32 protein-coding genes are annotated in these 24,643 nt (G+C 56.5%); 19 read left to right on the top strand and 13 right to left on the bottom strand.

Annotation, left to right across the window (positions count from 1 at the left end; genetic code table 11):
- Nucleotides 1-285: 285 nt before the first annotated feature.
- The 10 genes from ACTORR_RS00160 to ACTORR_RS00115 all read right to left on the bottom strand — a co-directional run bounded on the left by ACTORR_RS00160 (nt 286) and on the right by ACTORR_RS00115 (nt 9,980).
- Nucleotides 286-1,317 (bottom strand): methyl-accepting chemotaxis protein, encoded by a 1,032-nt coding sequence (locus tag ACTORR_RS00160; RefSeq protein ID WP_075723273.1) that lies wholly within the window; start codon nt 1,315-1,317, stop codon nt 286-288.
- Between the two features lie 36 nt (nt 1,318-1,353).
- Nucleotides 1,354-2,382, bottom strand: a complete 1,029-nt coding sequence (locus ACTORR_RS00155; protein WP_441343409.1) for an IS30 family transposase — start codon at nt 2,380-2,382, stop codon at nt 1,354-1,356.
- 24 nt (nt 2,383-2,406) lie between these two features.
- A complete protein-coding gene (locus ACTORR_RS00150; protein WP_003465024.1) occupies nt 2,407-3,033 on the bottom strand; it encodes a DNA methyltransferase in 627 nt (208 codons plus the stop codon).
- Between the two features lie 348 nt (nt 3,034-3,381).
- Nucleotides 3,382-6,003, bottom strand: a complete 2,622-nt coding sequence (gene traN, locus ACTORR_RS00145; RefSeq protein WP_441343408.1) for a conjugal transfer mating pair stabilization protein TraN — start codon at nt 6,001-6,003, stop codon at nt 3,382-3,384.
- Between the two features lie 141 nt (nt 6,004-6,144).
- On the bottom strand, nt 6,145-6,342 hold the full coding sequence (locus ACTORR_RS00140; RefSeq protein ID WP_013100883.1) for a hypothetical protein: 198 nt from the start codon (nt 6,340-6,342) through the stop codon (nt 6,145-6,147).
- 142 nt (nt 6,343-6,484) lie between these two features.
- The gene (locus ACTORR_RS00135) at nt 6,485-6,616 is read right to left on the bottom strand and encodes a hypothetical protein (RefSeq protein ID WP_255311629.1); all 132 of its coding nucleotides are present in this window, start codon (nt 6,614-6,616) and stop codon (nt 6,485-6,487) included.
- Between the two features lies 1 nt (nt 6,617).
- Nucleotides 6,618-6,824 carry a hypothetical protein gene (locus ACTORR_RS00130; protein ID WP_011077965.1) on the bottom strand — a complete coding sequence of 69 codons (207 nt, stop codon included), beginning with the start codon at nt 6,822-6,824 and terminating at the stop codon, nt 6,618-6,620.
- 271 nt (nt 6,825-7,095) lie between these two features.
- Entirely contained in the window at nt 7,096-7,230 is a 135-nt protein-coding gene (locus tag ACTORR_RS00125; RefSeq protein WP_262384244.1) for a hypothetical protein, read from the bottom strand.
- 431 nt (nt 7,231-7,661) lie between these two features.
- Nucleotides 7,662-8,834, bottom strand: coding sequence for a group II intron reverse transcriptase/maturase (gene ltrA / locus ACTORR_RS00120; protein ID WP_441344112.1), 1,173 nt, complete (start codon nt 8,832-8,834; stop codon nt 7,662-7,664).
- Nucleotides 8,812-9,980, bottom strand: a protein-coding gene (locus ACTORR_RS00115) for an IS3 family transposase (protein WP_441343407.1) whose coding sequence is annotated in 2 segments (ribosomal slippage) — nt 8,812-9,719 and nt 9,719-9,980 — 1,170 coding nt in all. Because the reading frame shifts where the segments join, the coding sequence is not laid out codon by codon here. Before ACTORR_RS00115 ends, ltrA begins: the two co-directional genes overlap by 23 nt.
- Nucleotides 9,981-10,546: 566 nt before the next feature.
- On the opposite strand from ACTORR_RS00115, the gene ACTORR_RS00110 reads away from it, so the two are divergent.
- Together ACTORR_RS00110 and ACTORR_RS00105 are read left to right on the top strand one after the other, a co-directional pair.
- Entirely contained in the window at nt 10,547-11,428 is an 882-nt protein-coding gene (locus ACTORR_RS00110; protein WP_060763796.1) for a prohibitin family protein, read from the top strand.
- Nucleotides 11,429-11,501: 73 nt separating this feature from the next.
- Entirely contained in the window at nt 11,502-11,732 is a 231-nt protein-coding gene (locus ACTORR_RS00105) for a hypothetical protein (RefSeq protein ID WP_441343406.1), read from the top strand.
- 503 nt (nt 11,733-12,235) lie between these two features.
- Here the strand turns inward: ACTORR_RS00105 and ACTORR_RS00100 are convergent.
- Nucleotides 12,236-12,586 (bottom strand): hypothetical protein, encoded by a 351-nt coding sequence (locus ACTORR_RS00100; RefSeq protein ID WP_441343405.1) that lies wholly within the window; start codon nt 12,584-12,586, stop codon nt 12,236-12,238.
- A 425-nt stretch (nt 12,587-13,011) separates the two neighbouring features.
- Between ACTORR_RS00100 and ACTORR_RS00095 the strand changes: the two genes are divergently transcribed.
- The 7 genes from ACTORR_RS00095 to ACTORR_RS00065 all read left to right on the top strand — a co-directional run bounded on the left by ACTORR_RS00095 (nt 13,012) and on the right by ACTORR_RS00065 (nt 16,470).
- Complete coding sequence (locus ACTORR_RS00095) at nt 13,012-13,755, top strand: hypothetical protein (protein ID WP_441343404.1); 744 nt, start codon at nt 13,012-13,014, stop codon at nt 13,753-13,755.
- 313 nt (nt 13,756-14,068) lie between these two features.
- Nucleotides 14,069-14,524 (top strand): hypothetical protein, encoded by a 456-nt coding sequence (locus ACTORR_RS00090; RefSeq protein WP_441343403.1) that lies wholly within the window; start codon nt 14,069-14,071, stop codon nt 14,522-14,524.
- A gap of 104 nt (nt 14,525-14,628) precedes the next feature.
- Nucleotides 14,629-14,940: a hypothetical protein gene (locus tag ACTORR_RS00085; RefSeq protein WP_169715572.1), complete on the top strand. Its 312-nt coding sequence runs from the start codon at nt 14,629-14,631 to the stop codon at nt 14,938-14,940.
- Nucleotides 14,909-15,235 (top strand): hypothetical protein, encoded by a 327-nt coding sequence (locus tag ACTORR_RS00080; RefSeq protein WP_441343402.1) that lies wholly within the window; start codon nt 14,909-14,911, stop codon nt 15,233-15,235. The genes ACTORR_RS00085 and ACTORR_RS00080 overlap by 32 nt, the downstream gene beginning before the upstream one ends.
- A gap of 66 nt (nt 15,236-15,301) precedes the next feature.
- Complete coding sequence (locus ACTORR_RS00075) at nt 15,302-15,655, top strand: hypothetical protein (protein WP_441343401.1); 354 nt, start codon at nt 15,302-15,304, stop codon at nt 15,653-15,655.
- Nucleotides 15,656-15,769: 114 nt separating this feature from the next.
- Nucleotides 15,770-16,027: a hypothetical protein gene (locus ACTORR_RS00070; protein ID WP_441343400.1), complete on the top strand. Its 258-nt coding sequence runs from the start codon at nt 15,770-15,772 to the stop codon at nt 16,025-16,027.
- Nucleotides 16,024-16,470, top strand: coding sequence for a hypothetical protein (locus ACTORR_RS00065; RefSeq protein WP_441343399.1), 447 nt, complete (start codon nt 16,024-16,026; stop codon nt 16,468-16,470). The genes ACTORR_RS00070 and ACTORR_RS00065 overlap by 4 nt, the downstream gene beginning before the upstream one ends.
- Before the next feature lie 15 nt (nt 16,471-16,485).
- On the opposite strand, the gene ACTORR_RS00060 is transcribed toward ACTORR_RS00065, so the two are convergent.
- Entirely contained in the window at nt 16,486-17,205 is a 720-nt protein-coding gene (locus ACTORR_RS00060; protein ID WP_441343398.1) for a hypothetical protein, read from the bottom strand.
- A 121-nt stretch (nt 17,206-17,326) separates the two neighbouring features.
- Between ACTORR_RS00060 and ACTORR_RS00055 the strand changes: the two genes are divergently transcribed.
- The 8 genes from ACTORR_RS00055 (at nt 17,327) to istB (ending at nt 22,118) form a co-directional block, all read left to right on the top strand.
- On the top strand, nt 17,327-17,827 hold the full coding sequence (locus ACTORR_RS00055; RefSeq protein WP_169838420.1) for a hypothetical protein: 501 nt from the start codon (nt 17,327-17,329) through the stop codon (nt 17,825-17,827).
- 53 nt (nt 17,828-17,880) lie between these two features.
- The gene (locus ACTORR_RS00050) at nt 17,881-18,120 is read left to right on the top strand and encodes a hypothetical protein (protein WP_033045051.1); all 240 of its coding nucleotides are present in this window, start codon (nt 17,881-17,883) and stop codon (nt 18,118-18,120) included.
- Nucleotides 18,121-18,133: 13 nt separating this feature from the next.
- Nucleotides 18,134-18,418 (top strand): hypothetical protein, encoded by a 285-nt coding sequence (locus ACTORR_RS00045; RefSeq protein WP_102685589.1) that lies wholly within the window; start codon nt 18,134-18,136, stop codon nt 18,416-18,418.
- A gap of 14 nt (nt 18,419-18,432) precedes the next feature.
- Nucleotides 18,433-18,708 (top strand): hypothetical protein, encoded by a 276-nt coding sequence (locus ACTORR_RS00040; protein ID WP_033045049.1) that lies wholly within the window; start codon nt 18,433-18,435, stop codon nt 18,706-18,708.
- Nucleotides 18,709-18,720: 12 nt separating this feature from the next.
- Complete coding sequence (locus ACTORR_RS00035) at nt 18,721-19,071, top strand: hypothetical protein (protein WP_169838419.1); 351 nt, start codon at nt 18,721-18,723, stop codon at nt 19,069-19,071.
- Between the two features lie 58 nt (nt 19,072-19,129).
- Complete coding sequence (locus ACTORR_RS00030; RefSeq protein WP_441343396.1) at nt 19,130-19,738, top strand: DUF4942 domain-containing protein; 609 nt, start codon at nt 19,130-19,132, stop codon at nt 19,736-19,738.
- A gap of 84 nt (nt 19,739-19,822) precedes the next feature.
- Complete coding sequence (istA, locus tag ACTORR_RS00025; RefSeq protein ID WP_024012635.1) at nt 19,823-21,322, top strand: IS21-like element ISPst3 family transposase; 1,500 nt, start codon at nt 19,823-19,825, stop codon at nt 21,320-21,322.
- On the top strand, nt 21,315-22,118 hold the full coding sequence (istB, locus tag ACTORR_RS00020) for an IS21-like element ISPst3 family helper ATPase IstB (protein ID WP_010454871.1): 804 nt from the start codon (nt 21,315-21,317) through the stop codon (nt 22,116-22,118). Before istA ends, istB begins: the two co-directional genes overlap by 8 nt.
- Nucleotides 22,119-22,313: 195 nt before the next feature.
- Here istB and ACTORR_RS00015 read toward each other — a convergent pair whose 3' ends face one another.
- Nucleotides 22,314-23,852 (bottom strand): IS3 family transposase, encoded by a 1,539-nt coding sequence (locus ACTORR_RS00015; protein WP_039615185.1) that lies wholly within the window; start codon nt 23,850-23,852, stop codon nt 22,314-22,316.
- A gap of 45 nt (nt 23,853-23,897) precedes the next feature.
- Between ACTORR_RS00015 and ACTORR_RS00010 the strand changes: the two genes are divergently transcribed.
- Together ACTORR_RS00010 and ACTORR_RS00005 are read left to right on the top strand one after the other, a co-directional pair.
- Nucleotides 23,898-24,290 (top strand): molybdopterin-dependent oxidoreductase, encoded by a 393-nt coding sequence (locus tag ACTORR_RS00010; RefSeq protein ID WP_441343395.1) that lies wholly within the window; start codon nt 23,898-23,900, stop codon nt 24,288-24,290.
- On the top strand, nt 24,283-24,643 hold a 361-nt coding region (locus tag ACTORR_RS00005), incomplete at its 3' end, for an FAD-binding oxidoreductase (RefSeq protein ID WP_441343394.1). The genes ACTORR_RS00010 and ACTORR_RS00005, both read left to right, overlap by 8 nt.

The raw sequence follows: 24,643 nt of genomic DNA, 5'->3' as shown, positions 1-24,643 counted from the left end.
TCCTGACCACGCACGCCCATGCCGACGTGCAGCCCAGCACAGCCTGCCGTCACACGGCTTAATTCAGCATCTATCACCCGTGTCCAGGCCCATCTCGGGGGAACCGCAGAATTCGGAAAAAATCGTACGCTAAGCTAACGGTGTTCTCGTGACAGCTCTTTGACTAGGCTTTCTAAGGCCATTCTGATAGCCCTGACTTCCTGAAAAGCCATGGCTAAAATTTGTGCGGCTAAAAGGGATAACCGATGGTAAAGTAAGTTATCCCTGTCGAGATACTGAAAAGCGTTATCCTCGTTTTTCCCAAAACTGTTTTGCCAGTTCGCTCAGAGCGCTAGTTAACTGAGCGACAGATTTCGCCCTTTGCAAATTATTCTGCCCGGTCTGTACATTGGTATCAGCAGCATCGCGTATATTGATAATACTGCGGTTTATGTCTTCACTTACTGCTCCCTGCTGCTCGACCGCAGTCGCTATTTGCGCGTTCATGTCGGTAATTTCGTTAACGCGTTGGCCAATTCCATCAAGAGCTGTAGCTGCTTCCTCTGCGTGAGCTACACTCGTGTGCGCTTGCCGACTACTTTGCTCCATGACTGTAACAGCGGATTGCGCTCGCTCTTGTAGAGCGCTGATCATGCTTTGAATATCCGTTGTCGATTGCTGTGTGCGAGCAGCAAGACTGCGAACCTCATCGGCGACAACAGCAAAACCACGCCCCTGCTCACCAGCACGCGCGGCCTCAATTGCTGCGTTGAGTGCCAACAAATTCGTTTGCTCGGCGATCCCTCGTATAACGTCAAGAACTTTTGATATCTCGTTACTTTGACCTTCAAGCTCATGAATAACCTGAGCGGCTTGCCTAATTTCACCTTCAAGGGCAGTGATTGACTGGCTTGTGTGGGCTACCAGACGCTGGCCAGATGCCGTCTCAGTGTCTGCTCTTCCGGCCGCATCTGCAGCATGCTGTGCATTGCTCGCAACCTCTTGAATGCTTGCCGCCATTTGGTTTACTGCCGTTGCTATTTGATCTGTCTCTGCCTGCTGCTCAACTGTAAGTACATTGCTTGACTCAATATCCTTTAGTAGGCCTCGGGTGTGTTCGCTAAGCCGATTTGATGCATCACCTATGCGACCTACTATGGCGCCTGTTTCAGCTTGCATCATTCGTAAAGCAAACTCTATTTGGCCAAACTCATCGGTGCGCCCAGTGTAGAGGGATTGACTTAATGGGTTATTGGAAATATTCCTGGCTCTTTCAACCAGTCTTCCAAGAGGAGAGAGAATAGCCAAAACACTAACAGAGCTTAAGCTTCCTGACATTAAAGTGGGCGGTTACAGGAGCTGAGTGCAACACGGTTATTGAATTGAAGCTGGAGCATCATGCCGCATAGCCATAGCTTCCTGCATCACCTCGTCCATAACCTCGATCGGACACTTGAAGTCGAAGCGCTTACGGGGGCGCATGTTCAGTTGCAGTGCGATGGCATCCAGTTCCTCCTGGCTATGCACCGACAAGTCCGTGCCTTTGGGCAGGTACTGGCGGATCAGGCCATTGATGTTTTCGTTACTGCCGCGCTGCCAAGGGCTGTGCGGGTCGCAGAAGTAAATCGCCACCCCGGTCTGCTGGGTGATTTCAGCATGCCGCGCCATCTCTCGGCCCTGGTCGTAGGTCATGCTCTTGCGCATCGCCAGCGGCATGCCATTGAGCGCTGCACTGAAGCCTTCCATCGCCGAGGTCGCCGTCGCGTCGTTCATCTTCACCAGCATCAGGTAGCCACTGGTGCGCTCCACCAGCGTACCTACAGACGAGGCGTTGGCCTTGCCCTTGATCAGGTCGCCTTCCCAATGCCCTGGCATCAGTCGGTCTTCGATCTCCGGCGGACGTACATGAATACTGACCCTCTCAGGGATCTGACCGCGCCGATCCACGCCGCCAGAGCGCGGCCTGCGCATCGTCTTGCTTTGGCGCAGGCAGATGATCAGCTCTTTACGCAGCTCGCCGACTGGCAAGGCATAGATCGCGTTATAGATCGTCTCGCGACAGACGTAGGCATCTCTGAGGCTGGGAATATTCATGCTGCGCAGCTTGCCGGCAATCTGCTCGGGAGACAAACGCTCACGCAGCATATGCGCCACCAATTCGAAGCGCTCGCTACCCGGCAACAGCTTTTGCTTCGGTCGACACACCTGACGGCGGGCCTGCATCTGCTGCTGGGCCACGCGGGCCGAGTAGCCGCGACAGGCATCTCGATTGCGGCGCAGCTCCCGGCTGATGGTCGAAGGGGATCGGTTGATCAAGCAGGCAATCCCGCGCAGGCTGAAACCTTGGGCATGACCGATTTGAATGGTGGCGCGCTCTTCAACGCTGAGTTCGGAATAAGACATAGGGACAGCACCGTACCGGAAAGGTCAGGTGTTGCACTCAGTTTTCGCCGCCGCCCCCTTATTATCACTGCGAGGTGAATAGCTTTTCTGCCAATTGATTATGCCAATGCGATTCTCTTCGCCGAAGATTTCGTCCATGAGCATGCCAAGTCTAAATAGTTCCCTATGATCAATACAGATAGCCATAACCCCGCCTGGGGTTAGCATCTCACGCATCATCCAGATTCTGGGTGTCATGAAGCGCAACCATTTGCTGTGCTTGGACCCATCATCTTTAGGAACTACATCGCCGAGATCTGGATCGTTTGGATCCTTGTCCCACTTGTCGTTATAGCGGAAGTCCTCGCCGGTGTTGTACGGCGGGTCTGTTACTACAAGATCAACTTGACCACGATATTTATAGAGCGTGACCATCGCAGAAAGGTTTTCACCGTCCCAGATCTCATTCTCTGACTGGGCGGTTTCCTCTCCAAAGGATACTTTCTTGATAATACGATGCAGCTTCGGCTTGACCTGGCGGATGATCTGCCAGGGAGCAGCCCGCCCGGTGTAACTCATAACGATGCCATTCTTGCCAGCATCGGCAAGCGCCGCATCATGCTCCTGCAGCATACGGACCAAGGCGGCCCTCGGCAGTTGTTCGTAATCCATGCTTGCCCCTTGAATTCGTGCGGCGGCACCGAAAAGCTGAAAATTCTAGTACCGCTCGTGGATGCTTCACCATCCCTAGGGTGGCGAGTGTACTTGTGAACGTATTGTCCCTTGACCACAAGAGCTTCGCGGTTTTATGCCCGCTCGCCCTGGTCGGCTTCGCCTTGTATCCGGTTCTTGTACATCGGCTCGCGGTTTCGATTCACGCTTCCTCCCCACACTCGGTCGCCCTCATGCAGTTGCGCTTCACTTCGTTCGCTGTGGTCAGCTTACGGCGGGACTTTCACCCACAAGATTGCGCCCATGCTGGGCGCACATAAAAAAAGCCCCGCCAGCGCGGGGCTTGTTTTATCGCAGCCCTTCCTCTGCCTTTCTCTTTACCGCGTCTACATCGAAATTCTCAAGCCTCTGTAGGTTTCTATCTAATGTGTTCAGACGCTTTTCTCCATCTGTTGTCTGAAGTTTACTACCACTCCCGGTAATATCCTCCAGGGAAACTGTATTAGCGGTAGGAAGACGCCCTGCAAGATTCAGCATGCCGATCCACTCAGACAGATCCACACGCGACCAATCCATCTGCGCCATCTGAGCTGGCGTAATTCCTTCGCACGTAGGCGACTTTACGTCACCCCATCCCAACCCCAGTTGTTCACGGGCTGACTCTTGAATGATGCGCGCTACAACCGAGCCAAAGCAGCAATAGGCCTCTCGCTTTTCAACGCATGACCCAAGTGCTTCGGATGCGCAGTAGCTGCCAACAAAGTGGCATTGCCGGGTTTCCTTTTTCGCACCAAGCTCGAACTCCTTCTGCTCGCACTCCCAAATAATGTTGATCAGCAGATCCACAATCACATAGACCATATAAACCCAGCCGATGATATTAACTACCATCGCAGCGTTGGCGCTTAGTCCAGTAACAGTACCCTGGGTCGCGGTGCCTTCTGCACCTGTAGCGAATACCGCATTTGCAGCAGCAGAGGCCCCCATTTCAACCATTGCATCATAGGCCTGCTGCATCAGCCATTGCTGAATCTGTCCCATCGCTGCACCTTGGAATCCCTCATTGAACGCAGCAGTGGCGCTATCGACAATGGTGCCCCACTGGCCCTTGATAACCGAGGAGCCGACAGACATGGCAGCTTCAGTGCCCGCGGCCCAGTATCCCGGCGCAAAGAGATTTCCTGTCCTGCTCAATGCCTCAAGTGAGCTGGTCATCTTGAGAGTGTTCATGGTCAGGTTTACATAGTCGAAGATGCTTACGCTTTCCGGCGCTTCGCAGCAGTCAACATAGCCCCCGAGCGCCTTCTTGCACTCCATAGCCTCGCCTTTGAACACCTTGCAGTCATTGGCCTCGTTGATATCGGTACCATCACCACCGCAGTCCAGGTCGTGCTCAGCAAACTGAGCAACCTGAAGCATGGCCACCGCATAGGCAAAATCGCCGCTTTTCGTGTTCGACGAGTCGAAACACTCACTGCCCATGCAGCGCGCCCCACCAGGGCATTCGATTTGGGCCCCAGTGTTCACGATAGTTTCGTAGCTGGTGTCATAACCGCAGTCCCAGACCTCCTCGAAGGCATAGCAAGAGCCTGTCTCGCCTTTTGCGCCATCAATACAACCTTGAGAGATAAAACCGCAGCTGGGGTTCTGCTCGTACTGGGTGCAGGTATTCAGGTTACCGCCATCATTTGAGGGGCACCGCTGCACACCCTGGGCGTCCGTGTAGCAATCCATACTCCCCTTGTAGTAGGAACACTCGGCGCTTACCTGGGCTTTCTTGCAGAGTGGATCGATGCTCGGGTGCGGGGATGGCGGCATGTCAGAGCGGCAGATCCGAACGCCATTGGTTTCCGTACAGCCATTGGCGTCCACCGCCGGCATAGACGTGCACGACATCTGAGCGTTGGTGCAGAACCCATCCTCGATCATGTCGAACATGGGCAGGCGCTCTTCCGGCCCCCAACCATTATCGACAAACGCCTTTGCCGGGTCATAAATGATCTTGATGCGGGCGTAACCCTCACCACCACCGGTAACCGAGGTGCGGGTTTTGAACGTGATCACGTCATCATCACTACCGAACTTGTCAGTGATCACCTTGTTCGGAGCTACGTTCCAGCTTGTTCCGCGTTCACAGCTTCCAGCCGTTTCCGGCGGGAAGACACCAGGTGTGTGCGTCCAAAGCATTTCGTCATTGAAAAGGATTTGGAAATAGTCGTCGAAAACAGCCCTGTCGATGGTTGCTGAAATGATGGCGTCCTTGGCTATCACGCGGAATCGGGTGTACTCCTCATAGATTTTGCAGTTCCCGCTCCAGTAGTTGTCCCCTACCGTGCCGACCCAGATATACAAGCAGCCGCGGCCGCATGACTGAAAGTTTGGCTGCCCAGAAACGTATTCGATTACACCTACCTTGTAGTCATGCAGGAACTCGACATTTCCGCCTTGATCCACGACGCGCTCACATGTTTTGTAATTGGCAACATGGGCGTTTTTCGTCACGTTCTCAAAAACTTCGGTAGAGGTGCAGTCCGCAAAGTTCTGCTTAAACCCATCCATGAAGTCAGGGGAGCGAACCTTATCAGCCTGATTGAGCATAGGGTCGTTGGAGAGGTCTACGGACATGCGGTTGCCGCTGTCGATCAGGGTTCGGTATGCCTCTCCCTCCGAGGACGATTCCGCCTGAAGACGGGTGTTTGCTCGCAACCCGAGATCGATCGTCTTCACATCGTCGCCGTAGACGTTCTCGAGCGAGGCAGTGTCTCCAGTTTCAGGGAACAGGTCCTGAAGCGTGACCGAGGCGTCCCCGCCATCGAACACCTGAAGTACCTGCTGGCCTACAGATTGCCCGGCCGAAGACCCAGCGGTCACAGCGTCGGCCCAGGCGTTGAAGGTCATGCTGTTGAGATACAGGCCGATCACGGTCACGTTGACCAGCCGTCTCAGCGTTATTTTGAGTGGTTGTCGCATCGATCGCATGTCCAAAAATGGGGATGCTTCGATGCTATGGGAAGGGTGAGAAATGATGGCGCGGTTTCAGGCAACAAAATCGCCTGAAAAAGCAAAGCCCCGGCTGGTGGGGTCACCGGCCGGGGCTCGCTGTGTTTTTGATCATGCCTCAGGCACTACTAAGACCTGGCCATCACTCGGGATCAAGCGATGAATCACCGCCCATGATTTAACGAACCGGGTATCCGGATCGGAGGACGAAACAGTTCTGGCGATCTGCTCGGGGACTTTGAACACCCGTCCAGATTCGACCATCAGTTCTTTGAGTTCTTGGCAGAATAGTGCGTTTGCTGCGGTCATGTTCAACTCTCCAGGTGTGGGTGATCCCCAGAGCCCTTCACACGGAAGGGCTCTGGTGGATCACCCACGGAGGGTGACCACGCAGCGGTCTAGCCGAAGCTAGACTTGAATCCGTTCACTGGGCCAACCCCTGAGGGAAGGCTCAGTGGGCCTTGATGTTCGTGCCGTGCTTCTTGTCGAGACGGTCAGCGACCACATAACCGATCACGCCGGTTAGGGCCAAAGCACCGACAACGCCTACGATTGCGTAAACAAGCATCTGCATCGAGTCCATTTCATTCTCCTTTCGGATTGCTCATCGCTGTAATCAAGGATACCACCAAATCGGCGATCATCATTACCACGCCAAGCACCAGACAGAACGATACGACAAGCGGATGCGTCCCTGGTGTAACGATGGAAACAAAAGCGGCTGCCAACAAGCTACAGCCAACGCCCATAAGTGAAGCCTTAATCCAGTCGAATAGTATTTTCTTGTACATCTTTTTTACTCCTCAAAAAGACGAGGAGTCCCAACGGGATTCCCCGTCAGGGTTTAATTATTTCCAACTCCGAGCCGTTCGGCTGGGTTAGAAGAACAACAATAAAGCCATTTGCCTGCGAATAAATCGCATAGGCAAAGTTCGATTTTTCTGCCAACGATGATGCGCTGCGAACAGCGTCAATTGCGTTTACATGAAACATCGGGACGACCTCTTACGAAGCAAAGACTTCCAGTAAAACCGAAAGCTTTTTGCCAAGAGCCTTATTGAATCAAAGCGCGTGACGTGCCTTGATCATTTCTGCGGTGTGAGACTGCTGAGCAGTTTCAATGCCTGCATCGAACGCCTTGAAGCCAAGTTGAATGCCACCAACAACAAGAGCGGTAAGGACGATGAGAGTTTTCATGGTGTTCTCCGTTAGCAAAAGATGCAGACGGAGAACCACCCTGGCGGGAAGTAATCTCCCCGCTGCGGGTTTTTTATGCACGCAGAAAAACCAATATCCAGTTGCCTGGATGTCGATAATTTGAGTGCTATTTTTAAGCCGGTTTGAAAGCGTGGCTCTGCTTTTTGTGACTCATCACATACATGATGAGAACACTGCCTGAACGCATACACGTTTCAGGCCTTGGCGGACATGCTCATGCATGGCGCTAAGTTCTAAGCACAGAGGGCTCTGTGCTGGAGGGGTTCTTGAGAGCTCGACCTGAGGTCCGCTCTATGCCTGCGATGATACCAAACCGATGCCCTTTAACAAGATGGCGAAATCGAGTAGGAGGCGGCTTCACAGCCGCCGTCCTCTCACACCACCGTGCGTACGGTTCCGTACACGGCGGTTCAGGTTATGCGGCTAAGCCGGTTAATTGTATCCAGTATCGAGACCAGTCCGAGTCTAGCCCATAGTTTCTTCGGTAGCGCCTGATTCACGTGAGATGCCCCCGAATTCCACCACGGGCCTCGGCCATTGAAGGCCGATTTATAGGCACGTTCCTCGCTCAAGCCCAGGCGCATCAGGTTGCGCGCCCTCGTTGAGGGCCGTTTCCATTGGCGCCAGATGACGCAGCGAAGTTTGTGCCTGACCCAGCCGTCCATTTTCTCAAGTGGGCGTTTGCTCTGGCTGAGCTTGAAATAGCCAGCCCAGCCTCGCAGGACAGGGTTGATTCGCTCGATGACAGTCGCCACTTTGCGGGCCCTTACACTGCGCAGCAATATTCTGAGTCGGTCGCGTAAGCGCCCCAGGCTCATCGTTGCCACGCGCAGCCTTGGTTGCTGGTGCATGCTCATCCCGTAGCCCAAATAGTCACACTTCCAAGCCTCTGCCACTTGGCTCTTCTTCCGGTTCACCGTCAATTTCAAACGTTGGCACAGAAAGCGCTCGACGCTGGCCAGCACCCGCTCACCAGACCGAGGAGTGCGGACATAAATGTTCGCATCATCGGCGTAGCGCACGAAGCGATGGCCCCGACGCTCCAGCTCGCGATCGAGTTCGTCGAGCAGGATATTCGACAACAACGGCGAGAGCGGGCCGCCTTGCGGCGTCCCTTCCTGCCGCTGGCTGACGATACCGCCCGACATGACACCGGCTTCGAGGTAGCGACGGATCAGCCTGAGCGCGCCCTTGTCTTCAATACGGCGCTCGATGCAGGCCATCAGGATGTCGTGGTTGACCCGATCAAAGAACTTCTCAAGGTCGAGTTCCACGCACCAGCGATACCCCGACGCCACATGAGCGCGGGCCATCCCGACGGCTTGGTGAGCGCTTCTGCCCGGACGAAAGCCGTAGCTGTAGTCCGAAAACAGTGGATCGAAGATTGGCGTAAGCTGTTGCTGCAGGGCTTGCTGGATCAGGCGATCTACGACGCTGGGGATTCCCAGTTGCCGTGTGCCGCCCTGCGGTTTGGGAATTTCAACCGCTCGCACTGCTTGAGGATGGTATTCACCGGCCATCAACCTGGCCTTGAGTATTGGCCAATACTGTTTGTAGTGGTCAACAATTCCCGGACACAGAATTGAGTTTTTCTTCCGCCACCGCCGGCGGTACGAAGCCGTTGTGCTGATGCGGCCTTATCCAGTTGTACCGCTGCATGAGGTAACGGCCGATGTCCTGCTCGGCCAACGCTGTCGTCATGTAACCCACTGTCGGCACCCACTCCGTTTTCAGGCTACGAAACAGCCGCTCCATGGGCGAATTGTCGTAACAATTTCCCCTTCGGCTCATGCTCTGGGTCATCCGATAGCGCCAGAGCCGCTGGCGGAAGCTACGGCTGCCATATTGGCTGCCCTGGTCGCTGTGAAACAGCACGCCTTGTGGTCTGCCACGCATCTCGTAAGCCCTGTCGAGCGCTTTGACGACCAGTTCCGCATCAGGCTTGGCGGACATCGCCCAACCCACCACTCTGCGGCTGCACAAGTCCAAGACCACCGCCAGATAGCTCCATCGACCCTCTGCCCAGATATACGTGATGTCGCCACACCAGACCTTGTTTGGCGCAGCCACGGTGAACTTGCGATCAAGCACATTGGGAATGTCGGGGCGCTCGACCGTGGCCTTCTTGTACGCATGAGAGCCGGGCTGTTTGCTGATCAGTCCTTGTTCCTTCATCAATCTTCTGACTCTGAAACGCCCGACGTTAACGCCTTCATCCCGCAGCATGGCAACCAGACTGCGACTGCCCGCTGAGCCACGACTTTGGTTGAACAGCTCGTTGACACGACTGCGTAGGTTCACTCGGCGGACATCGATATGACGCCGCCGGGCCAAGTGGGCGTAATAACAAGACCGGGGTAGCTCGAAGACTGAACACAACAGTTGAACAGGGTAGTGCTTTGCCAACTGCCGAATCGACTTCAACGTCTGCGCCCGTGTTCCTCGGCCATCAAGAGCGCAGTGGCCTCCTTTAATATTTTCTTCTCAAGCTCCAGCCGGTTGATACGGGCCTGAAGCTCCTGAATGGTCTGCTGCTCCGGCGTGAGCGCCTTGGCAGTGGGCGTAACGCCCCCGCGCTCCAGCTGCAACTGGGTAACCCAGCGGCGCAATAAGCTCTCACCTACATCGAGAGATCTGGCGGCCTCGGGACAACTGTAGCCCTGGTCGAGCACCAGGCTGGCAGCCTCACGCTTGAAAGTCGGGGTGAAAGTACGTCGTTGTCTGCTCATCGAACACCTCTGTATGGCGAGCATTCTCGCCTAAAAAGGTGTCCGGGGTTAGTAGACCACTACAGACACATCACCTCGAGCACGAGCGCTTTGTAGTGCGGGATATCTCTGACCAGTATGAGGCTCCGACCTTTGACCTGATTTTCCGAGACCAAGAGCACGGAGTTGAGCGTTGCTCCGACAGCGTGTGGAGTTCGCACGAGCAAGCCTCGGTAGCAGCGGAGGCACTGGAAAAGGCGGATCGCCGTCCAGTTCACTGGGGTGTGTTGAAGAGCCTCTAAACGGAGGCCCATAGAACTCAGGCGACCATTTGTGTCGCCTTTTTTTTCGCGCTGTCAGCCCCTACGACTCAATCAGCCAGGTAGACGGCCGTATCGAGGTGACTTGGGTTTTTCAGCCATGCCTATAGCGTGGCCAATGCAACTCGACCGAAACCGAGGAGAAAAACACCGCACAACCGCAAACAGCATAGCCCGCTTTCAGGCGATAAAACCGCCTGAAATCGGGACATCCTTCAGCCAATACCTAACAAACTATCCGCCGACCAACCACCAAGGATCATCAGTATGCAATTCAACAATTTCTCATCCTCTTCCAGATCTCCCCTGGCTCTCGGCTCGATTGCCGTTGTGGCCGTTATTGGTGTGGGTCTGCTGCTGGGTTCGTTTTATACCGTCGACGAGAAAGAGCGCGCAGTCGTCCTGCGCAACGGTGCCTTTATGGAGGTGGCAGATCCTGGGCTGCATTGGAAAATCCCCTTCATCGACAGCGCCAAAGCGATCTCGATACAGAACAACGCCACCAAGTGGGACGGTTTGCAGGCGTACAGCCGTGACCAGCAGGCTGCAACGCTGTCGGTCTCGGTCAGCTGGCACGTGCCGGCAGGCGAGGTCGCGGATGTCTACAAGGGCTACGCCGATCTGGAAGGCCTGCTGACAAGGGCGATCAGCCGCCATGTCCCGACACAGGTAGAAAACGTCTTCGGTCAGTACACCGCCGTCAACGCGGTACAGCAACGCGGCAAGCTGGTTGCCGATATCGCCGCCGCAATCAAGGGCGCAATCAGTGGGCCGGTGGTGATCGACAGTGTGCAAGTCGAGAACATCGACTTCAGTGACGCCTACGAGAAGTCGATCGAAGAACGCATGCGCGCTGAGGTTGCCGTGAAGACTCGTGAGCAGCAACTGGCCACTGAGCAGATCCAGGCGCGGATTGTCGTCACCCAGGCCCAGGCTACCGCGGATTCGGCACTGGCCGCCGCACGTGCCGAAGCGGAAAGCATCCAGCTGCGCGGTGAAGCGGAAGCAAAAGCCATCGACGCCCGCGCCCGCGCCCTGGGCAGCAACCCCGGTCTGGTCGAGCTTACCAAAGCCGAGCGCTGGAACGGCGTACTGCCTACCACTGTACTTCCAGGCGGAACCCTGCCGTTCATCGACGCCAAGAAGTAATCCATCCTCCCACACTAGAAGCTCGCAAGCCTGATCAGCTCGCGGGCTTTGTCATTGAAAAAGGGATCTACCAATGTCCACAGAAATACCCTCTTCCGATATGCCCAAGCAGGCCCTGCTAACTCAGGCTGAAAAGCTCATGAGCATTGTCATCGCGACGGCTGGCTTGCTGATCTTCGCGTGGCTGGCGATCTGCGTCCTCGCATCCGCCTGGTTGACCTTCCAGGTGCCAATCACCAACGAAGATATGCGGAACGCATCGTTCCTCAGCCCTCGAGTTGGTCTTTACTGGCATGGCTCCTAATGGGGGACTACTTGCGCTGTATGGGCTAGGACAACTGCTAAGCCTGCGCGTGGCCGGCTTCTTCCTGCTCGCGCCAGGCATGTCCTTCATCTTCGCAACGTCCGAGGTAAGTGCTCTGCGTCAAGGCATCTTGGACGGTGATATGAAAATCGGCTGTTTCAGCTACGAGTCACTGGAGTGTCGGAAAATGCTCAAGCTGCCAGAGGGCGACGGCCAGTCCATCTACCGCAATCCGAGCCAAAAGAGAGAGGGTGGTTACGCGCCATGGTATGAGCCGATCCGGCACATTTGCATACCAAGGTTACGGCGCTGCTGCCAAACACCATTCCCGGTGTTGCTTTTCTTCAGAGCCCGGTCATTGCCGCGTTTCATGTCGGCAAACTACAGAACGTAGTGGAAGCCCAGCGCAGCGATGTATCGAAATTCAGGGCCTCGGTAACCCAGTAGACATGCCGGAGGCAACGGAGAGAAAAATGCACCGAACCATACCCAGTTGCACCTTCTTATCGCGCAGCGAGGCTGAAGCATACTCGCCAGGCCCTGACTGCCATCTGATATCGATATCTGATGGCCTTGAAGATCAGGCTGGCATCCACGAAGCACGCTGGAAGAGCGTGAGCTACCACCACTTCATTGATGCTGGCTTTGACGAAGAAGTCATTGAGATATACGGGCCAGATTTTGAGCGGAATTACGTCGATTACCTGCTCAGCAGCAAGGCTGACGTGCTGCGGGAGCGCATCCGGGAAATTGCAGATCGAGGGGAAAATATCGCTGTCAATTGCCAGGCCGGCCGATCCCGCAGTGCCGCGGTTGCTTTGTATATCAGCAAACATCATGGGTACCAGCTGCATAAGCCGACTCCAGACGCAAACCAGTGCGTCTACCGGATGTTGGCCAACGATGTTCACCTGATGGCAGCCTACCGCGCGGCAAGCACTCCAGTGAAACCAGAAGCGCCAAAGCGGAAGCCTTCTCTCGGCAATCAAATCGCTGTTCTCCTGAGAGAGCAGAAGACCGCAGCGAGTCATGGTAAATTAGGCCCTGGGCAGCTTCATGGTAGAAGCTACGCTCCCAAGGCACTCCTCCCCCCCTCCTGTCTCGTCTGTGGTGTCGCTGAACTGGGGCCCGTTTTATTACCGGAGCCCGCCAGGCTTACCCTCGGCGGGCTTTTCTTTGAGCAACGCACTGTCGCTCAACCAGCCATTGGGTTTTCGGCTAGCCGCAGTACGCTCATAGCTGAATCTTTTGTCACCCACATGCAGTCAAGGAACGGATCATGAATGTTGAAACAACGCGAGCGGCTTACATCGAAGAACGCCGGCAGACAGAGGCCGAGCGCAAGGCCCGTGCCGCCGAAAAGCTCAAAAATCACCAGTACACCTGCCTGGTGAAGCAGCCCGACGTTGAGGTCTGGCGTTGCAAGGCCGAGAGCACCACCGCCTATGCCTTCGACATCATGATGACCCGGTTCGGAATCGCTGTTGTCGGCGATATCGGCGACCTGACGTTCAGTGTCGGCCTGGGCTATGGCATATCGTTCCTTGCGGGCGATGACGTCACCTACTACCTGCACACCAAGCTCAACGAGTCCCACAAAAAGCAGGTATTCAGCACAACCCTGTTCCGCCAGGTGCTGGTGTCGAGCATCTGCCGGGAACTGCACGACAACTGCTCCGAGGAAATTTGGGACGCCCTGCCAGCCTGGGCGCAGGATGCGGACCTGGTTCGGGGTGAGCATTGGGGGGAGTTCCGCGCCCTGACCGTGACCAATCGCCGCGATCTGGAGAATGGCGATGATCGCTGGATGCACTGGGACGACCTCTTTGACCTCGCTGAGAACATCGGTTTCACCGAAGAGGCACACCAGTTCATGCGCGACAATGCCGAAGTGCTGTGCTTAGGCGAAGAGTGGTACGAGCACTGTGTCACCGAGACGTGCGACAGCCTCTACGCGCAGCTTTACATGATTAACCATGCTGCCAAGGCGATCATGTCTCAGGCCGATCAAGCGGCCGCTTGACGGAAAACGCCCAGCCCCCCAAGCCCCGACTTCGCCGGGGCTGAGCCAGTAGAAGAGCCTAATCCAGAGGATGAGTCATGGTTACAGCAGCACACTATGTCGCAAATGCGAAGGAACTGTTGACCGATTTTGGCGTGCACCAAGTCGCTGAAGGCGTGTGGTCATTGACTGACGTGCAAACGGCCAGTGAAGCCTACATTCACCATTCCCAGCAGCCGGCAGCTCTGGCCGCATACGCAGCTGGAACCCTATGTTTGCTGCTGGTCGGTTTCCAAGCTACGCCCTAGTTGATCTGGTCGACAAGATCCCGAGCATGGATTACGCAGAGTATGCGGCACTAGCCATCGTATGCGGTGCGCAACTGCCATCCTTCGATGGTTCCGATGCTCGAGCACGCATCTTCGGTCATGCTGTTTGGGGCATCGTCGACAAGTATCAGCTCCAAGGGTGTTTTGAGCGGCACGATCAAAAATACCCAAGCAATGGGGATCACTACAGCATGCGTCCCCGTGGCTATGACTGGGCCGGTGACTGGAGTGCGATCCCGGATGCACTCAAGGCCATGCGCAAGTCCTATCGCTCCATGACTCCTCTCCAGCAAGTGATGACGCTGACAATCATGCACCTGTACCGCCAAGGGAAGGACAAGATGTTCCTGACTGGCGGCTGCCCCACAAAGATCCACGCGGCCGAGGCACTGAAAATTCTTCGCGAGCATTCGGCTCTGTCCGACTGGGGTCACCTGGTCACGAACTACGCCGGCTGGTAAGGAAAACCGCACCAGGTACCCCCCAAGCCCAGCCCTAATCGAACTGGGCCGAGGCAGCTGAGCGAGGCGCGATTTTCGCGCCCGCGAAAGTGAAGGAAAGGAATATGGCCGCCAAAGCATCTGATACCCACCATCCACTGATCGACGGCCCTTGGCAGGGCGGGACGATGAGTTTTCGCCGAAATACCTTTTGCGTCGATATCTGCGAAGGTGTGGAAAATCTCAATGATATGGCACTCCCAGGCACAGTGATTCAGCAGGGCTGCACTCGCCATCGGTATTACCTTCAGCAACAAGAAGGACGTTCGGTCTGGAGTGTCATCGAGCCGCCCAATGCTGAGGCTATGGCAGCGAAGGAACTGGCAGATTTTCAGGCGTTTCTTGATGCACCCGAGCACGCAAAGGCGTATTGGTGACGCAACCCTTCAAGTGACCGCAAAACCCTACCAAGACATGCTTGGCCAACTGCACGTTACTGGTCGGTCCGTTTCTCCCCACTGCTGGATCGAGGTTGGGCTTTTCCGGATCGACTACCGCGCCCGGATGTGGCTCGGCACCGATCCTGAAATTCCCCACAGCGTTTTTCCTCTGGATGGGAGGCCTTCATCCCAATACACCGGCATCAAGGTGCTAATTGATCCCCTGCCCCCTTCTGTCTACGGAATCCTGATCATGCCGCCGTTTGGCGTCGGCCCTTCCGTGACTCGTTGAGTCTGGTTGGGATTCCCGGCTCCTGCCGTAGCCTGTTGGCATCTCCTCGACAACTCGGATCGCCTTATGTCTTACGCCACCGCCACCATCAACGAACTGTTTGGTCTACGCGAGAAGGTAGGCCTTTCAACCGCTTCGGGCTTCAAAGCACGTGTGCGCTTTGTTCAGCTGGCCTACCGCCACAATCTCGTGCATGAGATCACCAGCTACCAGTTGTGGGATCGTGGGTTTGAAGGACTGGGCGAGCGTACTTTTGATACCTGCTTCGAGATGGGAGACAGCCCCGAAGTTATCGCAGAGCTGATCCGTGACGCGCGCGCCCACGGCTATGCCGGAAACATAGAGATGGAGGTGGGAAATCCCGACTGTTTCGCCCGTTGGTGCGGCTACGCAGACCGACAGCAAGAACTTGCATTTTGAGGACAAGCACATATCGCAATCTCAGCCCGGTTCGCCGGGCTTTTTGTTGGCTTGGGATATTGCGGAATGGAAATAGCCTGAGGGCATCCCCCAATGACAACAAGGAGTTGCCTCATGCAGTCCCCTACTTTCAAGTCGAGCTATTTGCCGGAATACCTTGCATGGCTCATGTTCCTAGCCGGGGTGGCCAATGCCACGCTGATCTGGTCTGGGGTGTTCGCAGCCGCGCCTCAGGCCTTCCTGCTGCTTTTGGGCGGGCTTTTTGGCACCGCTGGCATCGCCCTCCTCGGCTTACTCATGTTGGCCACCTGGTGTGCTCTGGGATTGCTGCTGGCCGCTCTTACCCGCCGGGCGCTGGAGTGTCGGTCATGAGATTCAAGAAGTACCTGCTTCGTCAGGAAAAACGCACTGTCACAGAGCGAATGAAGAAGGCCTTTGAGCGCAAACAGGCGCGGGAAGCTGAATCACTGCCACTTTTCGGCGATCAGATTCGCGAGATCCAGCACAGCTGGGAAGAAGAAAAGCGTCTGCGTGACCTTTACGAGGGCAAGGTCACCGACCGTATGCGTCAGAACCATGCCGCCGTGTGGCGTAAAGCACGAGCTGCGTATTTCGCCTTGAATGCAGAGACCCGAGCCAAATGCCGTGCAGCCTGGAACGCCTGGGTAGGCCCGAGCGACCCGCTGTACCTGATCTATGTCGTTAACCAGTTCAACGGCGTAGGTGCCGCCAGAGAGGCCAGGATGGCCGAAGACCGGCAGGCCTTGAACAACCGAATCATGACCCGCCTTCAGGCTCAGCCTGAATTGCTGTGAGAAGGTTTGCTGTGGCTACCTGCCGGCCGGCTTCTTCTTGACGGGCAATCTCTCTACGTTGGCCGAGTGCTCAATCGCTATTTGACGATGGACAAACTCCAGGAACTCCTGCGCCGTCCGGTGTTTTGGCTTCCAGCTTTCACACAAGCTAAGTGCGGCCGCAATGTCCGCCTTTGGACTCCCACTCTGCCGATAGTCGAGGGTTTCAGATAATCCGCGCACGATGTCTGTATGAGCGTAATCGACGTAGCCACCCAGTGCCTTTTCCTTGAGCGCTCGCTGTAGTCGCTCCTGGTACTGACTTATCATTGTTGGGACATCATAGAAATCCAGGATGAATTTCTCGTGGTGAAGCGCCATCGCCAGCGTTGTAATCCGTATTGCGTCCTCCGCCGTTGCCTGTGGCCTCGGGAATGCAGCTCTAACCTCGGCGTCAATCAGGGCCTTGCGAGCCTTAATCCGGGCCTCCCTCTGCTTCTCCTCCCGGCGTTTGATCTCTTTGGCGTGCTCAACTCGAATATTGAGCGAGCGGACGATCTCTCCGGCCTTTCGGATCGCGTCAGCCTCTTCCGGCTCGAGGAGTTTATGCAGTGGGCCTCCCAACAATTTCTCAAGCTGGGTCGCCGTGCCAGAAAGCGCCGTTTGTTGGGCTTTCAGGCTAGCGGCGTTGTAATACTCCAGAACGGCCAGGACATCCTCCGCGCTGATTCTCCAGTGAATTTTATCTTTTCCCATTTTCACTCTTCGCTTGTCCGGGCAGCCAGTGCGTTCAATCCTGCTTCAGGCCAGGTGCTTGGGTTGTGCCTGGCAAGTGGGATAATCCATACATCTTAGTAGCTCTCCAACAGGAAAACCTATGCGCAGCGGGCTAGATTCGGCTGAGGATGACTTCAAAAAATGGCTCAGCCCTTCCGTGGTGGTTGACTCCTCGGGTTCTCCTTTGCTGCTGGAACATCGAACCAATGAGGAGTTCGACACCCTTGATCCGTGCAAAACGGTCGACGGTGGGCTTCATTTTGGTACCTCAGCACAGGCCTCTATGCGTGCAGGCAAGGGTTCCCGTGTCATCCGAGCCTATCTGAAGGCGAAGAATATTCGCCGAAGCAAAGATCGCGGCGGTAACTGGAAATCCATTATCGCGAGCGCCAAACGTGCGGGGATGGATGCAATCGTCTATCTCAATCGCTACGAAGGGCTCACCACTGAGGTGATTGAGCGGCTAAGCGCTAGTGGCGACCTCAGTCGGCTCGACGACATGACAGATGCGCAGTTTAGAAAGGTAGTGCCCGAGGCTCGGGACAGTTACATCGTGTTCAGTCAGGATCAGCTTTGGATTGAACGCGAACGCTCTGAATAGACACCCCAAACCCAACCGATAGCGACACCCAACCACAGAAGGAGAATGACCAAATGGCCGATCAACTGGATTACCTCGACGCATTGGCGCTGCGCGTGGCCAAGGGCGACCTTGACTGTGTTGGTGCCCTGAGTCGTGGCGAATACCTCTATGTCGCACTGGCCGCGAACAGCGCCGAGCTGCTGAACCAGAGCAATGACACTATCGCCGAAGCACTGGCCCGCCTGGGGCCTGAATGGACTGCGGCGCTGATCGAGCGCTGGCAGTACAAAGGCAATCCAGCCCGCTACTGAGGGAACTCGCCCCATGCGTGCCGACCTGCTAGACCGCTACATTGCCCGCCTGTGCGCTGAGTCGGCGGGCCTCGATTCGCTGCATATTGACGTGCCCTATATGGCCGGCCGCAAGCGCTACGAAGCCGGCAGGCCCTGGCCCAACCCGCTCGGCCTGGTCTACCGCGCGCAGCGTATCGCCCGCCTGGGTTATGCCGACGCCGCGCACGGCCGCCCGGTGCGGAAACTGCGCGACAGCGCTGCGCCGGTTACTAACGTGACCTACCCAGCGCCTGACCCCGTGACCGTAACGAACTGAAAGGAACCCGCTCCATGCGAACCCTGACGCTGCCACTCAAAGGCGAGTATTTCGACGCGATCAAGGCTGGCGTCAAGCCGGAAGAATTTCGGGCTGCCACACCCTATTGGCGTCGGCGTTTGGAGGGGCAGAGCTTCGACCAGATAGAGCTGACACGTGGCTATCCGAAGCGCGGAGATGACGCACGAAGACTTGTGTTGCCCTGGAAGGGCTATCGCTTGACGACGATCGTTCATCCGCACTTTGGGGCAGATCCAGTCGAGGTTTTCGCCATTGATGTTTCGCGCTAAGGAAACGGTTCAGTGAATCCGATCAAGCAGCACTACCGACTGAAAAAACCATGTGCGAATTGCCCGTTCCTGAAGGAGGGAGCCATTCCGCTAAGCCGCGGGCGCTTGGAGGGGATTATTTCTACCCTGATCGAGGATGATCACTCGACTTTCCAGTGTCACAAGACCGTGCATTCAAAACGGGGTGGCAACTGGGACGATGAGGGGAACTATGAACCCTCGGGGCACGAGTCGATGTGCGCAGGCGCTGCGGCATACCTCATGAAGAAAGGCAGGCCGACCGTGGGTATGAGATTTGCCTTTGCCACTGGAGATGCTGCCCCCAGCGACTGGGATTCAGCGAGAGAAGTCGTGATCGACTGACAGCTTGGGATTCTTCGGGACAATGAGAAGTTGGTGGAAACCAAGGAGGTTTTCACTTATGCAGCTTTTCGAGAACGACCGTCATTCCAGTGCAGTCATTCATGGCGATGTCATCGACCAATTTTTTGCCCCCGTTCAGTTTGACGCGCTGACGTTGCTAGCCGGCGATTACGAGCGCGAGAAAGCCCGTGTCATTGAGGTACATGGGATCATCACCCAGGAAAAGGTTTCTGGTGTGCTGGGTTATTTCTTCGATGGTAATGGCAATGACCAGTACGGTCGTAGCGCAAGCATTCGCCATACCAGCGCCTTCGGCGAAATATTCCAGCTTGAGGGCGCGCTGAACGAGTTGACCGCAGCCTATTGGCAGCGTGCGCTCAATCAAACCGACCTTATGGAGCACATGCCGCAGGCCCGCCGTAGCCAATGGCACAAAACCCTGAACGCCTGGCGCGACCACAAATACAAACGTGGCGAGAACCCTGAGCTGGATATGCCAGAGTTCAATCTCGACAACCTGCGTGCAACGATTCAAAGCCTCCTCTCCCGCCGTGTTGAATTCTTGGCCGAGCGTGTTGATGGCATCTTCCGAGCCCTGTCGCGCACCCATGTGACCAATCAGCCAGAAGGCTTTTATGTTGCCGCTGACCGAAAACTGACCCAGTAGAGGCTGTTCTGCCGACTGAAAACTGACCCAGGTGTTCAACTGCTTCTGCTCAATTTTTGAGCAGGAGAACACAGGGTGATCAGTATGGAAATGATGGGCAAAATTCGCCGGATGTATTTCCGCGACAAGCTGTCGCTGCATGAGATAGCCAAGCGCACCGGGTTGGCGCGCAACACGATTCGCAAGTGGGTCAGAGCACCTGAGGCCAAGCCGCCGGTCTACCAACGCCGCGCGATCTTCAACAAACTCAGCCCTTTTCACGCCACGCTGGAGCAGGCGCTAAAAGCCGATTCGCTGCGGCCCAAGCAACAGCGGCGCAGTGCCAAGGCGCTGTTGGCGCAAATCAAAGCCGAAGGTTATGACGGTGGCTACAGCCAGCTCACCGCGTTTATCCGTGCCTGGCGAGGGGGACAGGGCAAGGCGTCGCAGGCCTTTGTGCCGCTGACCTTTGCTCTTGGCGAGGCGTTTCAGTTTGACTGGAGCGAGGAAGGCTTGCTGGTCGGCGGCATTTACCGGCGTATGCAGGTGGCACATCTGAAGCTGTGTGCCAGCCGTGCGTTCTGGCTTGTGGCGTATCCGAGCCAGGGCCATGAGATGTTATTTGACGCCCATACACGCTCGTTCGGCTCCTTGGGCGGCGTGCCGCGCCGGGGCATCTACGACAACATGAAGACCGCCGTCGACAAGGTCAATAAGGGCAAAGGCCGGGCGGTGAATGCGCGCTTTGCGGTGATGTGCGCGCATTACCTGTTCGATCCGGACTTCTGCAACGTCGCCGCTGGTTGGGAAAAGGGCATCGTTGAAAAGAACGTGCAAGACAGCCGCAGGCGTATCTGGCTAGACGCCCAGGACTGCCAGTTTCACTCCTTCGAGGAACTCAATGCCTGGCTGGGCCAGCGCTGCCGCGCGCTTTGGAACGAGCTGACGCACCCTCAATACAGCGGGCTGAGTGTGGCCGAAGTGCTGGAGTTGGAGCGCGCTGAACTGATGCCTGTGCCAGCGCCATTCGACGGTTACGTCGAGCGGCCTGCGCGGGTCTCCAGCACCTGCCTGGTCAGCGTCGGGCGCAACCGCTACTCGGTGCCGTGTGAGTATGCGGGTAAGTGGGTCAGCAGCCGTTTGTATCCGACGCGAATCGAGGTGGTGGCTGACGACGCGCTGATCGCCAGCCATGTCCGCTTGCTGGATCGCGACCAGGTCAGCTATGACTGGCAGCACTACCTCCCGCTGATCGAACGCAAGCCCGGTGCGCTGCGCAACGGCGCGCCCTTTGCTGATCTGCCGGCGCCGCTGCGTCAGCTTAAGCACGGTCTGGGGCGTCATGCCGGCGGTGACCGGATCATGGCGCAAGTTCTGGCTGCCGTACCGGTCGCCGGGCTCGATGCGGTGCTGGTGGCTGTTGAGCTGGTACTGGAAAGCGGCAGCCTGAGCGCCGAACACATCCTCAATGTCGTGGCGCGCCTGGCCGCGACCGAACCACCACCCAGCGTCGAAACCCACTTGTCGCTCAAGGAAGCCCCCGTCGCTAACACGGCGCGCTACGACCGCCTGCGTGGCCAGACCGAGGAGATCGGTCATGCGTGATTTGATGGCGGAACTCAAGGAGCTGCGCCTGCACGGCATGGCCACGGCCTGGGCGGAGTTGACTGCGCAGGGTGAGTCGAACACAGCCTCGTCCAAGTGGCTGCTCGAACACCTGCTGGAACAAGAGCACACAGATCGCGCCATGCGCTCGGTGAGCCACCAGATGAACATGGCCAAGCTGCCGATGCACCGCGACCTGGCCGGCTTCGACTTCAGCGCCTCCAGCGCAGACGCTCGTTTGATCAGCGAACTGGCCAGTCTGGCCTTTACCGACACCGCGCAGAACGTGGTGCTGATCGGTGGGCCTGGCACCGGTAAAACCCACCTGGCCACTGCGCTGGCCGTGTCCGGCATCACCCGGCACGGCAAGCGCGTGCGCTTCTACTCCACGGTCGATCTGGTCAATCTGCTGGAGCGCGAAAAGCACGACGGCAAAGCCGGGCGGATCGCCCAAGCTCTGCTGCGCATGGATCTGGTCATCCTCGACGAGCTGGGTTATCTGCCCTTCAGCCAGGCCGGCGGTGCGTTGCTGTTTCACCTGCTATCCAAGCTGTACGAACACACCAGCGTGGTGATCACCACCAACCTGAGCTTCGCCGAATGGTCGAGCGTGTTCGGCGACGCCAAGATGACCACCGCCCTGCTGGATCGGCTGACCCACCACTGCCACATCGTCGAAACCGGTAACGAGTCCTATCGCCTGCAACACAGTAGCTTGGCGGCCCAGGCCAAGATCAAATCACGGGAGCGAAAGCGTAAGGGCGGCCAGGAACCGGAGGACGATGAGCCGTTCTGATTTCATGGCGACGACGGCCTGCTACATGGCTGCGTGTGGCAGGTCTTAAACAACTGAACTGGGCTAGCGAAGGAGTGGGGGCAACAGCAGCTGCGCTGGTAGACTTATCCACAGTTGCTGGTAACAAAATCAGCAATCCGCCCTGGGTCAAATTTCAATCGGCAGGGTGGGGATGCGGACAAAAACTTGGACTGGTTATGCCGCTAAGCCCAGGCTTTCACGATACTCAATGGGACTGAGCGCGCCGAGGGAAATCTTTATACGTTTTTCGTTGTACCAGCGAATGTATGAATCCAAGGCCTGAATGAACTGCTCGATGCTCGTTGACTGCCAGTTGCGAGGATAGAACAGTTCCGTTTTCAGTCGGCCGAAGAAACCTTCACAAGCCGCGTTGTCTGGTGAGCAGCCTTTGCGCGACATCGAACGAATCAGCTTCGCATCAGCGATGCGCGATAACCAGCCGGGCCAGCGGTAGTGAGCGCCACGATCGGAGTGAACAACAGGCCGTTTATCGTTACTGGCCACCGTTTCGATAGCTGCATCCAGCATCGTGTTCACAAGCTCGGCGTCGGGACGCGTGCCGATCGACCAACTGATTACCTTCCCATCGAAGCAGTCGATCATGGGGGACAGGTACACCTTGCCTGCCGGGATCTGGAACTCCGAGATGTCGGTCAGCCATTTCTCATTCGGAGCTAGGGCCGTGAAGTCGCGGTTGAGGAGGTTTTCCGGCGCCGGACTGATCTCCCCGAGGTAGGAACCGTATCGACGCCGTTTCGGCTTGGCGACGACTAGGCACTCCTGCTTCATCAAGCGCTGCACCACCTTCTCTGAAAGGCGCACACGCTGCCTGCTCAACGAAGCTCGCATCCGACGGTAGCCATAGCAACGATGATTGCGCTCGAATATGTCCGCCATGGCACGACGCACTTCGGTGTACTTTTCCGCGACCTGCATTCGGGCTCGATGATAGAAATAGGAGCTTCGGGCCAAGCCCAACGCGTCAAGCAGCTCTAGCAAGGAGTACCTATGCCTAAGGGCATCAGCCAGCAATGTCTTCTCCCGATTGGTCAGGACTTGCCGGTTGATGCCCGTCTCTTTTTTTATGAGTTCATTCGCCCTCATCAACAGGTCATGTTCAAGCTGCAAACGGCGAACATCGAGCTGGAGAGATTCGAGTTGCCGCTGCAACTCCTCTCGTTCCGGTGACGATGAGGGTTCAAGTCGACACTTCATGGATGGGGATACCTCTGGGCCGAGTAGCTGGTTTTTCCAGTTGTACAAGGTCGGCCTGCACACGCCCAGCTTTTGAGCCAGGGCTTTCGCACTTTCTTTTCGCGTGCACAGCGCGATGACCGCTGCCTGCTTCACCGCTGGCGGCCGGGCTAACCCGTCTGATCGACTGACAACACGCGTATGCAACTCGGGGTGCATTTCGTAAATCCAGGCACGCAAAGAATCCCGCGCGGGGTAGCCCAACGCCTTGATGGTAGCGGCGATGTTGCGACCGTATTCGAGATAGTGCTCGACAGCCTTTTCCCTTTGGGCCGGTGAGTACTTCGACTTCGAGTTCTCGTAGCAACGCGGCAGGTCGAGGCATCGCTCATACTCTGCGTGCCAGCTCTTCAAAGAGTTCTTCGTCGGGTAGCCCAACTGACGAATAGTTGCCCCGGTTCGCTTGCCCAGTTTGATGTAGAGCTTGACCGCTCGGATACGGTCTTCGTATGAATACATGAACTACCTCCAGGTAGTCCAAGATTTCCGCCGCATCCCCCCCAGGTGACAAAGGATATTCACTGCGTCACCTCTTGGTCCAAACTGGATACCGTTTGGGAGGGTGTACTCATTGAAGACATCCTTGCAGATGCAGAGCTTGATCGGCCTACCGATTTCGTCTTGGCGCACTGCTACGATAATTATTCGACAAACGTCCCTCTGACGGATCTGCTTTCCGGGAAAGCGATGGTCGCCCTCAGTTATGCGGGCAAGCCACTTTCCCGCGATCATGGGGGGCCGGCGCGTCTTCTAGTGCCGCACCTTTACTTCTGGAAATCCGCCAAATGGGTGAATGCGCTGCAATTCACGACGCGTGACGAGGCCGGCTTTTGGGAGCTGCACGGCTATCACATCTACGGCGATCCGTGGCGCGAACAACGATACACCCATGACTGAAAACGAAGCGCAAGTCCGTTCGTGGCAATCATGCGTGATCGACGACATCATCCAGCAAACACCGAGTATCAAGAGCTTCTTCCTTCGGTTGAGCAAGCCGTTCGCGCACACCGCAGGTCAGCACGTCGATATCCGGCTGACCGCGCCCGACGGCTACAGTGCAATGCGCAGCTACTCGATCGCGTCATCGACAGTTTCGACCCCGATCGTCGAGATAGCTATCGAGCGCATGCCGGATGCCGAAGTTTCGCCGTTTTTTCACGACATCGCGGCGATTGGTGACGAAATCGAAGTTCGCGGTCCGCTCGGTGGCCATTTCCTTTGGCCTGAGCCTGCCATAGATCCGGTTCTGT

The sequence above is a fragment of the Pseudomonas sp. SAR267 genome (assembly GCF_052077595.1).
Classification (GTDB): domain Bacteria; phylum Pseudomonadota; class Gammaproteobacteria; order Pseudomonadales; family Pseudomonadaceae; genus Aquipseudomonas; species Aquipseudomonas vlassakiae.
This window is presented reverse-complemented; position numbering and strand designations above follow the sequence as displayed.